This window comes from Streptomyces hawaiiensis, from assembly GCF_004803895.1.
GTDB classification, from domain to species: Bacteria; Actinomycetota; Actinomycetes; order Streptomycetales; family Streptomycetaceae; genus Streptomyces; species Streptomyces hawaiiensis.
In genome coordinates, this window is record NZ_CP021978.1 from 3,551,854 (window position 1) to 3,565,874 (window position 14,021).

A 14,021-nucleotide genomic window follows, 5' to 3' on the forward strand; every position below is an offset into this window, starting at 1 on the left:
GAAAGCCCCGCATCCGAAGATGCGGGGCTTTCACAAAAATTGTTCGGCGGCGTCCTACTCTCCCACAGGGTCCCCCCTGCAGTACCATCGGCGCTGTAAGGCTTAGCTTCCGGGTTCGGAATGTAACCGGGCGTTTCCCCTACGCTATAACCACCGAAACACTATGAAACTGTCGAACTATGCCGCACCATACCGTGACCATGGCATGGGGCCGTTCGTGGTTTCAGAACCAACACAGTGGACGCGAGCAACTGAGGACAAGCCCTCGGCCTATTAGTACCGGTCAACTCCACACGTTACCGTGCTTCCATATCCGGCCTATCAACCCAGTCGTCTACTGGGAGCCTTACCCTCTCAAGGAGGTGGGAATACTCATCTCGAAGCAGGCTTCCCGCTTAGATGCTTTCAGCGGTTATCCCTCCCGAACGTAGCCAACCAGCCATGCCCTTGGCAGGACAACTGGCACACCAGAGGTTCGTCCGTCCCGGTCCTCTCGTACTAGGGACAGCCCTTCTCAATATTCCTACGCGCACAGCGGATAGGGACCGAACTGTCTCACGACGTTCTAAACCCAGCTCGCGTACCGCTTTAATGGGCGAACAGCCCAACCCTTGGGACCGACTCCAGCCCCAGGATGCGACGAGCCGACATCGAGGTGCCAAACCATCCCGTCGATATGGACTCTTGGGGAAGATCAGCCTGTTATCCCCGGGGTACCTTTTATCCGTTGAGCGACGGCGCTTCCACAAGCCACCGCCGGATCACTAGTCCCGACTTTCGTCCCTGCTCGACCCGTCGGTCTCACAGTCAAGCTCCCTTGTGCACTTACACTCAACACCTGATTGCCAACCAGGCTGAGGGAACCTTTGGGCGCCTCCGTTACTCTTTAGGAGGCAACCGCCCCAGTTAAACTACCCATCAGACACTGTCCCTGATCCGGATCACGGACCCAGGTTAGACATCCAGCACGACCAGACTGGTATTTCAACGACGACTCCCCCTGAACTGGCGTCCAGAGTTCAAAGTCTCCCAGCTATCCTACACAAGCCGAACCGAACACCAATATCAAACTGTAGTAAAGGTCCCGGGGTCTTTCCGTCCTGCTGCGCGAAACGAGCATCTTTACTCGTAGTGCAATTTCACCGGGCCTATGGTTGAGACAGTCGAGAAGTCGTTACGCCATTCGTGCAGGTCGGAACTTACCCGACAAGGAATTTCGCTACCTTAGGATGGTTATAGTTACCACCGCCGTTTACTGGCGCTTAAGTTCTCAGCTTCGCCATGACGAATCATGACTAACCGGTCCCCTTAACGTTCCAGCACCGGGCAGGCGTCAGTCCGTATACATCGCCTTACGGCTTCGCACGGACCTGTGTTTTTAGTAAACAGTCGCTTCTCGCTGGTCTCTGCGGCCACCCCCAGCTCGAGGAGCAAGTCCTCTCACCAGTGATGGCCCCCCTTCTCCCGAAGTTACGGGGGCATTTTGCCGAGTTCCTTAACCATAGTTCACCCGAACGCCTCGGTATTCTCTACCTGACCACCTGAGTCGGTTTAGGGTACGGGCCGCCATGAAACTCGCTAGAGGCTTTTCTCGACAGCATAGGATCATCCACTTCACCACAATCGGCTCGGCATCAGGTCTCAGACTATTGCCAGGCGGATTTACCTACCTGACGTCCTACACCCTTACCCCGGGACAACCACCGCCCGGGATGGACTACCTTCCTGCGTCACCCCATCACTCACCTACTAACCGCTTGGTCCGGCGGCTCCACCACTTTCCTTTCCCCGAAGGGTCCGGAACGGCTTCACGGCCTTAGCATCACGATGCTCGATGTTTGACGCTTCACAGCGGGTACCGGAATATCAACCGGTTATCCATCGACTACGCCTGTCGGCCTCGCCTTAGGTCCCGACTTACCCTGGGCAGATCAGCTTGACCCAGGAACCCTTAGTCAATCGGCGCAAACGTTTCTCACGTTTGTATCGCTACTCATGCCTGCATTCTCACTCGTGAACCGTCCACAACTCGCTTCCGCGGCTGCTTCACCCGGCACACGACGCTCCCCTACCCATCACGATCCCCGTTGGGGTATATATCGCAATGACACGACTTCGGCGGTACGCTTGAGCCCCGCTACATTGTCGGCGCGGAATCACTAGACCAGTGAGCTATTACGCACTCTTTCAAGGGTGGCTGCTTCTAAGCCAACCTCCTGGTTGTCTCTGCGACTCCACATCCTTTCCCACTTAGCGTACGCTTAGGGGCCTTAGTCGATGCTCTGGGCTGTTTCCCTCTCGACCATGGAGCTTATCCCCCACAGTCTCACTGCCGCGCTCTCACTTACCGGCATTCGGAGTTTGGCTAAGGTCAGTAACCCGGTAGGGCCCATCGCCTATCCAGTGCTCTACCTCCGGCAAGAAACACACGACGCTGCACCTAAATGCATTTCGGGGAGAACCAGCTATCACGGAGTTTGATTGGCCTTTCACCCCTAACCACAGGTCATCCCCCAGGTTTTCAACCCTGGTGGGTTCGGTCCTCCACGAAGTCTTACCTCCGCTTCAACCTGCCCATGGCTAGATCACTCCGCTTCGGGTCTTGAGCGTGCTACTGAAACGCCCTATTCGGACTCGCTTTCGCTACGGCTTCCCCACACGGGTTAACCTCGCAACACACCGCAAACTCGCAGGCTCATTCTTCAAAAGGCACGCAGTCACGAGAACAAGGCAAGCCTTGTTCCGACGCTCCCACGGCTTGTAGGCACACGGTTTCAGGTACTATTTCACTCCGCTCCCGCGGTACTTTTCACCATTCCCTCACGGTACTATCCGCTATCGGTCACCAGGGAATATTTAGGCTTAGCGGGTGGTCCCGCCAGATTCACACGGGATTTCTCGGGCCCCGTGCTACTTGGGTGTCTCTCAAACGAGCCGCTGATGTTTCGACTACGGGGGTCTTACCCTCTACGCCGGACCTTTCGCATGTCCTTCGCCTACATCAACGGTTTCTGACTCGTCTCACGGCCGGCAGACCGTAAAAGAGAGATCCCACAACCCCGCATACGCAACCCCTGCCGGGTCTCACACGTATACGGTTTAGCCTCATCCGGTTTCGCTCGCCACTACTCCCGGAATCACGGTTGTTTTCTCTTCCTGCGGGTACTGAGATGTTTCACTTCCCCGCGTTCCCTCCACTTGCCCTATGTGTTCAGGCAAGGGTGACAGCCCATGACGACTGCCGGGTTTCCCCATTCGGAAACCCCCGGATCAAAGCCTGGTTGACGACTCCCCGGGGACTATCGTGGCCTCCCACGTCCTTCATCGGTTCCTGGTGCCAAGGCATCCACCGTGCGCCCTTAAAAACTTGGCCACAGATGCTCGCGTCCACTGTGCAGTTCTCAAACAACGACCAGCCACCCATCACCCCACCCTTACAGGCGAGTTCACTGGGGCCGGCGACTGAGGAAATCCATTCCCTCAGACACCCAACAGCGTGCCCGACACACTCCCCGCTCCCCTCAACGTTCCACACTCCGAAGAGCAGTACTAGAAGGAGAAGACGATCAAGTATGCCGAATAGTCAACGTTCCACCCATGAGCAACCAGCATCAGACATTCGCCGATGTACTGGCCTCTGAACCAGCCCCGAAGGACCGGCTTAGAAGTGCTCCTTAGAAAGGAGGTGATCCAGCCGCACCTTCCGGTACGGCTACCTTGTTACGACTTCGTCCCAATCGCCAGTCCCACCTTCGACAGCTCCCTCCCACAAGGGGTTGGGCCACCGGCTTCGGGTGTTACCGACTTTCGTGACGTGACGGGCGGTGTGTACAAGGCCCGGGAACGTATTCACCGCAGCAATGCTGATCTGCGATTACTAGCAACTCCGACTTCATGGGGTCGAGTTGCAGACCCCAATCCGAACTGAGACCGGCTTTTTGAGATTCGCTCCACCTCACGGTATCGCAGCTCATTGTACCGGCCATTGTAGCACGTGTGCAGCCCAAGACATAAGGGGCATGATGACTTGACGTCGTCCCCACCTTCCTCCGAGTTGACCCCGGCGGTCTCCTGTGAGTCCCCATCACCCCGAAGGGCATGCTGGCAACACAGAACAAGGGTTGCGCTCGTTGCGGGACTTAACCCAACATCTCACGACACGAGCTGACGACAGCCATGCACCACCTGTACACCGACCACAAGGGGGCGCCTGTCTCCAGACGTTTCCGGTGTATGTCAAGCCTTGGTAAGGTTCTTCGCGTTGCGTCGAATTAAGCCACATGCTCCGCTGCTTGTGCGGGCCCCCGTCAATTCCTTTGAGTTTTAGCCTTGCGGCCGTACTCCCCAGGCGGGGAACTTAATGCGTTAGCTGCGGCACCGACGACGTGGAATGTCGCCAACACCTAGTTCCCACCGTTTACGGCGTGGACTACCAGGGTATCTAATCCTGTTCGCTCCCCACGCTTTCGCTCCTCAGCGTCAGTAATGGCCCAGAGATCCGCCTTCGCCACCGGTGTTCCTCCTGATATCTGCGCATTTCACCGCTACACCAGGAATTCCGATCTCCCCTACCACACTCTAGCTAGCCCGTATCGAATGCAGACCCGGGGTTAAGCCCCGGGCTTTCACACCCGACGTGACAAGCCGCCTACGAGCTCTTTACGCCCAATAATTCCGGACAACGCTCGCGCCCTACGTATTACCGCGGCTGCTGGCACGTAGTTAGCCGGCGCTTCTTCTGCAGGTACCGTCACTTTCGCTTCTTCCCTGCTGAAAGAGGTTTACAACCCGAAGGCCGTCATCCCTCACGCGGCGTCGCTGCATCAGGCTTTCGCCCATTGTGCAATATTCCCCACTGCTGCCTCCCGTAGGAGTCTGGGCCGTGTCTCAGTCCCAGTGTGGCCGGTCGCCCTCTCAGGCCGGCTACCCGTCGTCGCCTTGGTGAGCCATTACCTCACCAACAAGCTGATAGGCCGCGGGCTCATCCTTCACCGCCGGAGCTTTTAACCTCCATCCAGGAGGATGGAAGTGTTATCCGGTATTAGACCCCGTTTCCAGGGCTTGTCCCAGAGTGAAGGGCAGATTGCCCACGTGTTACTCACCCGTTCGCCACTAATCCCCACCGAAGTGGTTCATCGTTCGACTTGCATGTGTTAAGCACGCCGCCAGCGTTCGTCCTGAGCCAGGATCAAACTCTCCGTGAATGTTTTCCCGTAATCGGGATGAACACCACGAGAGCGGAACAGTCAGGCGGAATAGGCCCGACCGTTCACAGCGTCCTCGCTGTGTTTTCTTCAAAGGAACCTCGTCCCAGCCGTGATGGCCGGAGACGGGGTATCAACATATCTGGCGTTGACTTTTGGCACGCTGTTGAGTTCTCAAGGAACGGTCGCTTCCTTTGTACTCACCCTCTCGGGCTTTCCTCCGGGCGCTTCCCTTCGGTCTTGCGTTTCCGACTCTATCAGATCTTTCTGATCCGATTTCCTCGGTGCTTTCCAGGTTCCCGCTTCCGCGTTTCCCTTTCCGGCGGTTCCGACTTTATCAGAAGTTTCGGGGCGGATTAACCGGCCGCTTGTTTCCGAATCATCGGGAGAGGCTTCAATGAAATCAGCGTTCCAAGGAAGCAGATAGATGGTCACTTTGGCTGGTCCGGGGCTAGAGCCCATCTCCAGGCAACTGTTCAAATCTACCTCCCCACGCTCGCCGTGTCAACGGCTCCTGTGGGGCGAAGAGGAGACTAGCAGCTGAACGGAGGTGGTCGCACATCCGGCGTTCGGCGGGACGATCAGGCGGCCGTGGGGACGGTCGCACTGCGTTCCGCTGCCTCGACGTCGCCGGTCTCTCCCGCACGGGCGGCACGGCCGCCCAGGATGTAGACGTAGGCGAGGAAGGCCGCTTCGGCGGCCACCCCGATGGTGATGCGGGCCCAGGTGGGCAAGCCGGACGGGGTGACGAAGCCTTCGATGGCGCCGGAGACGAAGAGGACGACGGCGAGGCCGATGGCCATGCCTATGGCGGCTCGGCCTTCCTCCGCGAGAGCCGTACGCCGCGTCCGGGGGCCGGGGTCTATGAGGGTCCAGCCCAGGCGCAGGCCGGTGCCGGCCGCGACGAAGACGGCGGTCAGTTCGAGGAGGCCGTGCGGGAGGACCAGGCCGAGGAACGTGTCGAGGCGTCCGGCCGAGGACATCAGGCCTACGCCGATGCCGAGGTTGAGCATGTTCTGGAAGAGGATCCAGAGGACCGGGAGTCCCAGGAAGACCCCCAGGATGAGGCACAGGGCGGCGGCCCAGGCGTTGTTCGTCCAGACCTGGGCGGCGAAGCTGGCCGCCGGGTGGCTGGAGTAGTACGTCTCGTACTGACCGCCGGGGCGGGTGAGCTCGCGGAGTTCGCCGGGGGCCGCGATGGAGGACTGGACTTCGGGGTGGGTGCCGATCCACCAGCCCAGGAGGGCCGCGACGGCCGTCGACAGGAGCGCGGTGGGTACCCACCAGTGGCGCGACTTGTAGACGGCGGCCGGGAAACCGTGGGCCAGGAATCGCGTGACATCCCGCCAGGAGGCGCGTCGGGTGCCTGTCACGGCACTACGCGCGCGTGCCACGAGTTGGCTGAGCCGGCCGGTCAGCTGCGGGTCGGGAGCGCTGGACTGGATCAGGGAGAGGTGCGTCGCGGTGCGCTGGTAGAGGGTGACGAGTTCGTCGGCTTCGGCGCCGTTGAGGCGGCGCTGGCGACGGAGCAGGGCTTCGAGGCGGTCCCACTCCGCTCGGTGGGCGGAGACGAAGACGTCGAGGTCCATCGGGGTGCCTGCTCCTCGGCTGGTCGTCGGAGGCTCGTCGTGGATCAGCTTGTCGTACTACGGTGCGATGCGCCCTCAGCTTGGCAGACTGACCCTGTCGGGGGCAGTGCAGGGGAAGGACGGCGGGCGTGAGTGAGCTGGTGACGGGCGAGGCTGTGGCGTTGGAGCTGCGGCCCGCGAGGCTGCCCAGCAGGGCGCTGGCCGTGCTGCTGGATCTGGTGGCGGCCATGGCGGTCTACGTCGCGGTGACCATCGCGCTGGTCGTTTCCACGGCCTCGCTCGACGAGGCGGCGCAGACGGCACTGTCGATCGCCACGTTCGTTCTCGTGCTGGTGGGTGGGCCGATCGCGGTGGAGACGCTCAGTCACGGGCGGTCGCTCGGGAAGATGGCGTGCGGGCTGCGTGTGGTGCGGGACGACGGGGGCCCGATCCGTTTCCGGCATGCGCTGGTGAGGGGCTTGATCGGTGTGATCGAGATCCTCATGACCTTTGGGATCGTCGCCTGCATCGCCTCGTTCGTGTCGGCGCGTGGGCGGCGGCTGGGGGACGTGTTCGCGGGGACGCTCGTCGTGCGGGAGCGGATTCCGGTCACGCGGACCGGTTTTGTGCCGCCTCCTCCGCCCTGGCTGGCGGGGCGGTTCTCGGAGCTCGATCTGTCCGCGGTGCCCGACGGGCTGTGGCTCGCCGTCCGGCAGTACCTGACGCGCATGCAGCAACTGGATCCGCAGGTGGGCTGGTCGATGGCGGAGCGGCTGGCCTCGGATCTGTCGGAGCGTACGGGCGCTCCGGTGCCGCAGGGTGTGCCGCCGGCGGTGTATCTGGCGGCGGTCGTGCAGGAACGGCAGGGGCGGGAGGCCCGGCGGGCATTCGGGAGCGATGCGGCCCAGGGGGCCCCGTCCGCCGTGGCCCCGGGGACGCATGGGCCGGCGGGTACGGCCGCTGCACCGGCCACGCCCCGACCGGCGGTGCACAGGCAGCCGCAGCCCAGCCCGCAGGAGGCGGCGTCCGAGTCGTCCGGCGGGGAGCGTCCCGCTGAGTCACCGGGGGGCTCGGCAGGTGAGCGGCCCGGCATCGGGTTCGCGCCGCCGGCGTAGTGGGGGCGGGCCGATCGCCCAGGCGAGGCTGCCTGCTCAGGCGGGGTTCCCGCTCAGGTGAACACCGACGGCGGTGATTCCAGGTCTTCGAGCTCGATGCCTGGGGCCGCGAGCACCACGTCTCCGGCGAGGTGCACGGTGTGCTGCTCGCCCGTGTCCAGGGCTGTGACCTGGTATTCGTCCACCGTCAGGGGGCCGTTGTCAGTGGCGTGTGCTTCGCTTTTGAGCAAGGCCCAGGACTGGTCCACGGTGCGCGGGGCGAGGACCGGGTCCGTGAAGGCGACGAGGCGTACGCGGGTGGCGGCTGCGGAGGGGGTGAGGCGCAGGAGACGGGCGGTGGCGACGAGGAATGCCGGGGACGTGCCGGTGAAGGCGTGGGCGCGCACATTGCCTTCGGTGGCCTCGGTCCCGGTGGGGTCGGTGCGGACCCAGGTCACGCCGTCGAGGGCGGCGCCGCGGACCTGCCAAGCGGCGGCGTGGAGTTCGAGGCGGAGGGGACGGCCCAGTTCGTCGAGGGTGAGGTCGACGGAGCCGTGGTGATCGCCTGCGGGGGAGGTCAGTTGGGAGACGTAGCGCCAGCCCGAGGGGCCGGGGGCGCACTGGAAGTGTTCTTCTGCGAGGGGAGTGTGATCGTGCGGATCGTGGAGCGAATAGCGGCCGCGGGGCATGGGGGTCCTGGGTCTTGACGGGCTGGGCCGGTCGTCGGTCCGTCAAACGGGGCAGGCCCCCGGCACGGGGTGCGGGGGCCTGCCTCGGAGATCTGAACCGGCAGCGAACTGGCCGGCAGCGGTGCTGCTCGGGCTCAGTAGCGGTAGTGGTCCGGCTTGAACGGGCCCTCGACCTGCACGCCGATGTACTCGGCCTGCTCGGGGCGCAGCGTCGTCAGCTTCACGCCGAGCGCGTCGAGGTGGAGGCGGGCGACCTTCTCGTCGAGGTGCTTGGGCAGCACGTAGACGCCGGTCGGGTACTCGTCGGGCTTGGTGAACAGCTCGATCTGGGCCAGGGTCTGGTCCGCGAAGGAGTTGGACATCACGAACGACGGGTGGCCGGTGGCGTTGCCCAGGTTCAGCAGGCGGCCCTCGGACAGGACGATGATCACCTTGCCGTCGGGGAACGTCCAGGTGTGGACCTGCGGCTTGACCTCGTCCTTGACGATGCCGGGGATCTTGGCGAGGCCGGCCATGTCGATCTCGTTGTCGAAGTGGCCGATGTTGCCGACGATGGCCTGGTGCTTCATCTTGGCCATGTCCGAGGCCATGATGATGTCCTTGTTGCCGGTCGTGGTGATGAAGATGTCGGCCGTCTCGACGACGTCGTCGAGGGTCGCGACCTGGTAGCCGTCCATCGCGGCCTGGAGGGCGCAGATCGGGTCGATCTCGGTGACGATCACGCGGGCGCCCTGTCCGCGCAGGGACTCCGCGCAGCCCTTGCCCACGTCGCCGTAGCCGAAGACGACCGCGGTCTTGCCGCCGATGAGGACGTCGGTGGCGCGGTTGATGCCGTCGATGAGCGAGTGGCGGCAGCCGTACTTGTTGTCGAACTTCGACTTGGTGACGGCGTCGTTGACGTTGATCGCCGGGAACAGGAGGACGCCGTCGCGCTGCATCTCGTACAGGCGGTGGACGCCGGTCGTGGTCTCCTCGGTGACGCCGCGGATCTCGGAGGCCAGCTGGGTCCACTTCTGCGAGCCGTCCGTGATGGTGCGGTTCAGCAGTTCGAGGACGACGCGGTGCTCGTCGGACTCGGCGGTGTCGGGCGAGGGGACCTTGCCGTCCTTCTCGTACTCGACGCCCTTGTGGACGAGGAGGGTGGCGTCGCCGCCGTCGTCCAGGATCATGTTGGGGCCGCCGGTGGGGCTGTCCGGCCAGGTCAGCGCCTGCTCGGTGCACCACCAGTACTCGTCCAGGGTCTCGCCCTTCCAGGCGAAGACCGGGACGCCCTGGGGGTTGTCCACGGTGCCGTTCGGGCCGACGGCGATGGCGGCGGCCGCGTGGTCCTGGGTGGAGAAGATGTTGCAGGAGGCCCAGCGGACCTGCGCGCCGAGGGCGACCAGGGTCTCGATGAGCACGGCGGTCTGCACGGTCATGTGCAGGGAGCCGGTGACACGGGCGCCGGCCAGGGGCTGCGCCTCGGCGTACTCCTTGCGGATCGCCATCAGGCCCGGCATCTCGTGCTCGGCGAGGGTGATCTCCTTGCGGCCGAACTCGGCCAGGGAGAGGTCGGCGACCTTGAAGTCCTGTCGGTTGTCGACAGTCGTCATTACGGGCTGCTCCTCGGAGTTGGGGCGAGGTGGGTACGGCTGGTCTGCGCGGCGGCGGACACAGGGGTGCCCGAAAGAGGACACAGGCATGCCCGCGTACGCGCAGCGCAGTCCGTCGGAGGCCCTCTCTCCCTCGGCCGGCCCGCGTGCGGACCGCCCGACCGCCATCAGCAGCGACGTCTGGCTTCGTCCAAGCTACACCGGGGGCGGGGGCGAACCCCACCCCGCCCGTGAATACCTCAGGCGATCATGCGGCGGGTGCCGGGACGGCGACGGGGCCCGCCGAGTGGTCCGGCGGGCCCCGTGGGCGCAGGCAGAGGGGTCAGTGGGCCGCGGGGGCCGGGCCTCCGGGGGAGGCCTCGGGGTCGGGGCCCTTGGTTGCCTCGGCTTCACTGAAGATGTCCGGCTCGAGGTAGATCACGCGGGCGATCGGGACGGCGTCGCGGATGCGGGCCTCGGCGGCGTCGATGGCGGCGGCGATCTCGGTGGCCGTGTCATCGTGCTGGACGGCGATCTTGGCGGCGACGAGGAGCTCCTCGGGGCCGAGGTGGAGCGTGCGCATGTGGATGATGCGGGTGACCGTGTCGCCGTCGACGACGGCGGCCTCGATCTTCCGGGTCTCCTCGGTGCCGGCGGACTCGCCGAGCAGCAGCGACTTCGTCTCCGCGGCGAGGACCAGGGCAATCAGGATGAGCAGGACGCCGATGCAGAGGGTGCCGATGCCGTCCCAGACGCTGTCGCCGGTGAGCAGGGCGAGGCCGACGCCGCCGAGGGCGAGGATCAGGCCGACGAGGGCGCCGAGGTCCTCCAGGAGGACGACCGGGAGCTCGGGGGCCTTGGCGTGGCGGACGAACTCCTTCCAGGAGCGGTTGCCCCGCAGGACGTTGGACTCCTTGATGGCCGTGCGGAAGGAGAAGGTCTCGGCGATGATCGCGAAGACGAGGACGCCGACCGGCCAGTACCAGTTCGTCAGCTCGTGCGGGTGCTTGATTTTCTCGTAGCCCTCGTAGAGGGCGAACATGCCGCCGACCGAGAAGAGGACGATGGAGACGAGGAAGGCGTAGATGTAGCGCTCGCGGCCGTAGCCGAAGGGGTGTTCCGGGGTGGCTTCGCGCTTCGCCTTCTTGCCGCCGAGCAGCAGCAGCGCCTGGTTGCCGGAGTCCGCGAGCGAGTGGACGGACTCGGCGAGCATCGACGACGAGTTGCTGAAGATGAACGCCACGAACTTCGCTACCGCGATCGCGAGGTTGGCGACCAGTGCCGCCACGATCGCCTTGGTGCCGCCTGACGCGCTCATATGTTCGCGTTGTCCCTTCGTACGCCGTTCCAGGGCCCGGGGTGCCGCGTTGGCGCGGCGCCCGTGACTTTGCCCGTGCTTGACGGTGGGCCATTGTTGCAGCCCTCTGCGGCTGCGGTGGTTCAGGTCACCAGCACGGGGGGCTTCGAAACGGTCAGGCGACGACGGTGGCCCGGAAAAGCGTTCCCGTTCCGGACACTTCGGCCTTTTCGCCGGCCGGGACGAAGACGGACCGGCCCGCGGTCAGGTCATGCTCGCCGGCCCGGACGGAACCGGCCGTGCAGAGCAGGATCTGCGGGGTCGGGCGGGTGAGGTCGTGGGCGGCGCCGGCCTCGGGGAGGACGTAGCGGGAGAGGCGGAACTCGTCGATGGGGGTCTCGTAGACCTCCTCGCCGTCCGGGGAGGCCTCGGGGCGCAGGACGCCGGGGTCGCTGGGGAGGAAGCGGACGATGCGCAGGAGTTCGGGGACGTCGACGTGCTTGGGGGTCAGACCGCAGCGCAGGACGTTGTCGGAGTTGGCCATGATCTCCACGCCGAGGCCGTTGAGGTAGGCGTGCGGGACGCCGGCGCCGAGGTAGAGGGCCTCGCCGGGCTGGAGCCTGACGTGGTTCAGCAGCATCGCGGCGATGACGCCGGGGTCGCCCGGGTAGTGGTGGGCGATGTCGGCGTAGGGGGCGTAGGCGCCGCCGAGGCGGGTGCAGGCGGTGGCCGTCTCAGCGACCGTGCGGGACATCTCGTCCGGGTCGGCGGTGAGGATCGCCGTGAGGACCTCGCGCAGGGCGGCGTCCTCGGGGTGGGCGTGCAGCAGGTCGACGTAGGGCTTGAGGGAGTCCACTCCGAGGTCGTCGAGCAGGGCCGCGGCTTCCAGAGGGGCGCGGAAGCCGCACAGGCCGTCGAACTCGGTGAGCGCGCAGATCAGTTCGGGCTTGTGGTTGGCGTCCTTGTAGTTGCGGTGCGGGGCGTCCACCGGGATGCCGCGGCGCTCCTCGTCCGCGTAGCCCTCCTTCGCCTGCGCGAGGTCGGGGTGGACCTGGAGGGAGAGCGGGGCGCCCGCGGCGAGGAGCTTGAGAAGGAAGGGCAGCCGGGGGCCGAACCTGGCCACGGCGGCGGGTCCGAGTTCCTTCTCGGGTTCGGCGTCGACGACCTCGACGAGCGTGCCCCGATCGGTGCGCGAGGGTGCGCCCGGGTGAGCTCCCATCCACATCTCCGCCTGCGGCTCGCCGGTCGGTTCGGCGCCGAGCAGCTGCGGGATGGCGGTCGGGGAACCCCAGGCGTAGGGGCGGATGGTGTTGTCGAGGCGGTCCATGGGGTTCTCTCTGGGTGTGCGGGGTGCGGGCGCGTCAGGGTGTCCCGGGCAAGATCAGCCCCTTGAAGCGAGCGCCAGGTAAACCGCGGCGAAATCCGTGACGGCGATCAGCTCCGCGAGGGTCTCCAGTTCGCCGCCGGCCTCCGGTTCCAGCTCGCTGATCGGTGTGTCGTGGCTGAGGGCGAGGTCGCGGGCGCCGGGGGCGGCGGTGAGGCCGCCGATGGGGCGGTCGCGCAGCAGCACCACGCGCGCGTGCAGCGCGGGTGGTTCCTCGACGCGGTCGCGGAAGAAGTCTTCGGGGTCGGCACTGGCGGCCAGCGGGCCGGCGAGCAGGGCGCCGTGGGCGGCGAGGGCCTCGGGGAGTTCGGCGACGACCGCGGGGGTGCCGGACAGTTCGGCGAGGGCGGCGGCGAAGCGGCGGCCGGCGGGGCCGGCCGAAATGCCCTCGGTCCAGACGACCGGGAGCGCGTCGGAGAGTTCGGCGGCCAGGGTCTTGGCGGCGTTGCTGTACGTGGCGATGGCCGGGCCGCAGCGTTCGGCGACGCGGTCGAGGCGGTCGGCGACCTTGCCGAGGGCCTCCGGCGGGGCGGCGAGCACGCCCGTGCGGTCCAGGAGCGCCAGCAGCGGGGTGAGCAGGGCCCACAGGACGCCGGGGGCGGACGCGGCGAGGGGCTCTTCCTGGTCGTACGGGGCGGTCGCCATGGGGACGAACAGGCCGTGCACGCCGGCGACGGCTTCGGCGAGCGGGGTGCCGCCGGGGGACACCGCGACGACGGTGCAACCCCGGCGGTAGGCCTGTTCGGCGAGGAGGGACAGGCCGGGTTCGGTGCCGTCCGGGGTGGTGATCAGCAGGAGGTCGACGGAGCCGACCCAGCCGGGCAGTTCCCAGCGCAGGGCGCCCGCGGCGGGAGCGACGCCGGTGGGGGCGAGGCGGGTGACCGGGCTGCCGGCACCGGCGAGGGTGCCGATGAGGTCGGCGGCGTGGGTGGCGGCGGCACCCGGGCCGGCGATGAGGACCGCGCGGGGGCGGCCGTCCGGCTTGAGGTCGCCCACGCCCGCCTCGGCGGCATGGCGGGCGGCCGTGCGGACGCGGGCGCCGGCTTCTGCGGCGCCGCGGAGCAGCCCGCGGTGGTCGGCCTCGGCGAGGCCCTCCGGGGAGTCGAGCAGCGATTCGTCGAGCATGGGCGGCAGCTTCCCATCGCCGGGGTCCGTTATGAGGGTGTCCTGGATCGTGCCCACTGCGCCGGGGGCTATGTGCACCGGAGTGACGC

General features: G+C 65.7%; 7 protein-coding genes and 3 rRNA genes. 1 reads left to right on the forward strand and 9 read right to left on the reverse strand.

Going from position 1 to position 14,021, the window contains the following annotated elements:
* Window positions 1-41: 41 nt before the first annotated feature.
* From rrf to CEB94_RS16215, 4 genes are all read right to left on the reverse strand, one after another.
* Window positions 42-158 (reverse strand): 5S ribosomal RNA (gene rrf, locus CEB94_RS16200).
* A gap of 95 nt (window positions 159-253) precedes the next feature.
* A 23S ribosomal RNA gene (locus CEB94_RS16205) occupies window positions 254-3,373 on the reverse strand.
* A gap of 305 nt (window positions 3,374-3,678) precedes the next feature.
* Window positions 3,679-5,204: ribosomal RNA gene (locus tag CEB94_RS16210) — 16S ribosomal RNA — on the reverse strand.
* The 16S, 23S and 5S rRNA genes sit together here, the layout of an rRNA operon.
* Window positions 5,205-5,785: 581 nt before the next feature.
* On the reverse strand, window positions 5,786-6,793 hold the full coding sequence (locus CEB94_RS16215) for a stage II sporulation protein M (RefSeq protein ID WP_175432904.1): 1,008 nt from the start codon (window positions 6,791-6,793) through the stop codon (window positions 5,786-5,788).
* Between the two features lie 128 nt (window positions 6,794-6,921).
* Here CEB94_RS16215 and CEB94_RS16220 point away from each other — a divergent pair, with 128 nt between their 5' ends.
* Window positions 6,922-7,887 (forward strand): RDD family protein, encoded by a 966-nt coding sequence (locus CEB94_RS16220; protein ID WP_175432905.1) that lies wholly within the window; start codon window positions 6,922-6,924, stop codon window positions 7,885-7,887.
* Between the two features lie 53 nt (window positions 7,888-7,940).
* Here CEB94_RS16220 and CEB94_RS16225 read toward each other — a convergent pair whose 3' ends face one another.
* The 5 genes from CEB94_RS16225 to CEB94_RS16245 all read right to left on the reverse strand — a co-directional run bounded on the left by CEB94_RS16225 (window position 7,941) and on the right by CEB94_RS16245 (window position 13,932).
* On the reverse strand, window positions 7,941-8,555 hold the full coding sequence (locus CEB94_RS16225) for a hypothetical protein (RefSeq protein WP_175432906.1): 615 nt from the start codon (window positions 8,553-8,555) through the stop codon (window positions 7,941-7,943).
* 134 nt (window positions 8,556-8,689) lie between these two features.
* Entirely contained in the window at window positions 8,690-10,147 is a 1,458-nt protein-coding gene (gene ahcY, locus CEB94_RS16230) for an adenosylhomocysteinase (protein WP_175432907.1), read from the reverse strand.
* 322 nt (window positions 10,148-10,469) lie between these two features.
* Window positions 10,470-11,444, reverse strand: coding sequence for a cation diffusion facilitator family transporter (locus CEB94_RS16235; protein WP_175432908.1), 975 nt, complete (start codon window positions 11,442-11,444; stop codon window positions 10,470-10,472).
* Window positions 11,445-11,598: 154 nt separating this feature from the next.
* A complete protein-coding gene (gene manA / locus CEB94_RS16240) occupies window positions 11,599-12,750 on the reverse strand; it encodes a mannose-6-phosphate isomerase, class I (RefSeq protein WP_175432909.1) in 1,152 nt (383 codons plus the stop codon).
* Window positions 12,751-12,804: 54 nt separating this feature from the next.
* Window positions 12,805-13,932: an SIS domain-containing protein gene (locus CEB94_RS16245; protein ID WP_175432910.1), complete on the reverse strand. Its 1,128-nt coding sequence runs from the start codon at window positions 13,930-13,932 to the stop codon at window positions 12,805-12,807.
* Between the last annotated feature and the right edge of the window lie 89 nt (window positions 13,933-14,021).

Bases quoted from the DNA above. Each gene is read 5' to 3' on its own strand.
- CEB94_RS16225 (WP_175432906.1), bottom strand. From the start codon at position 8,555: ATGCCCCGCGGCCGCTATTCGCTCCACGATCCGCACGATCACACTCCC.
- CEB94_RS16245 (WP_175432910.1), bottom strand. From the start codon at position 13,932: ATGCTCGACGAATCGCTGCTCGACTCCCCGGAGGGCCTCGCCGAGGCC.
- manA (WP_175432909.1), bottom strand. From the start codon at position 12,750: ATGGACCGCCTCGACAACACCATCCGCCCCTACGCCTGGGGTTCCCCG.
- CEB94_RS16235 (WP_175432908.1), bottom strand. From the start codon at position 11,444: ATGAGCGCGTCAGGCGGCACCAAGGCGATCGTGGCGGCACTGGTCGCC.
- ahcY (WP_175432907.1), bottom strand. From the start codon at position 10,147: ATGACGACTGTCGACAACCGACAGGACTTCAAGGTCGCCGACCTCTCC.
- CEB94_RS16215 (WP_175432904.1), bottom strand. From the start codon at position 6,793: ATGGACCTCGACGTCTTCGTCTCCGCCCACCGAGCGGAGTGGGACCGC.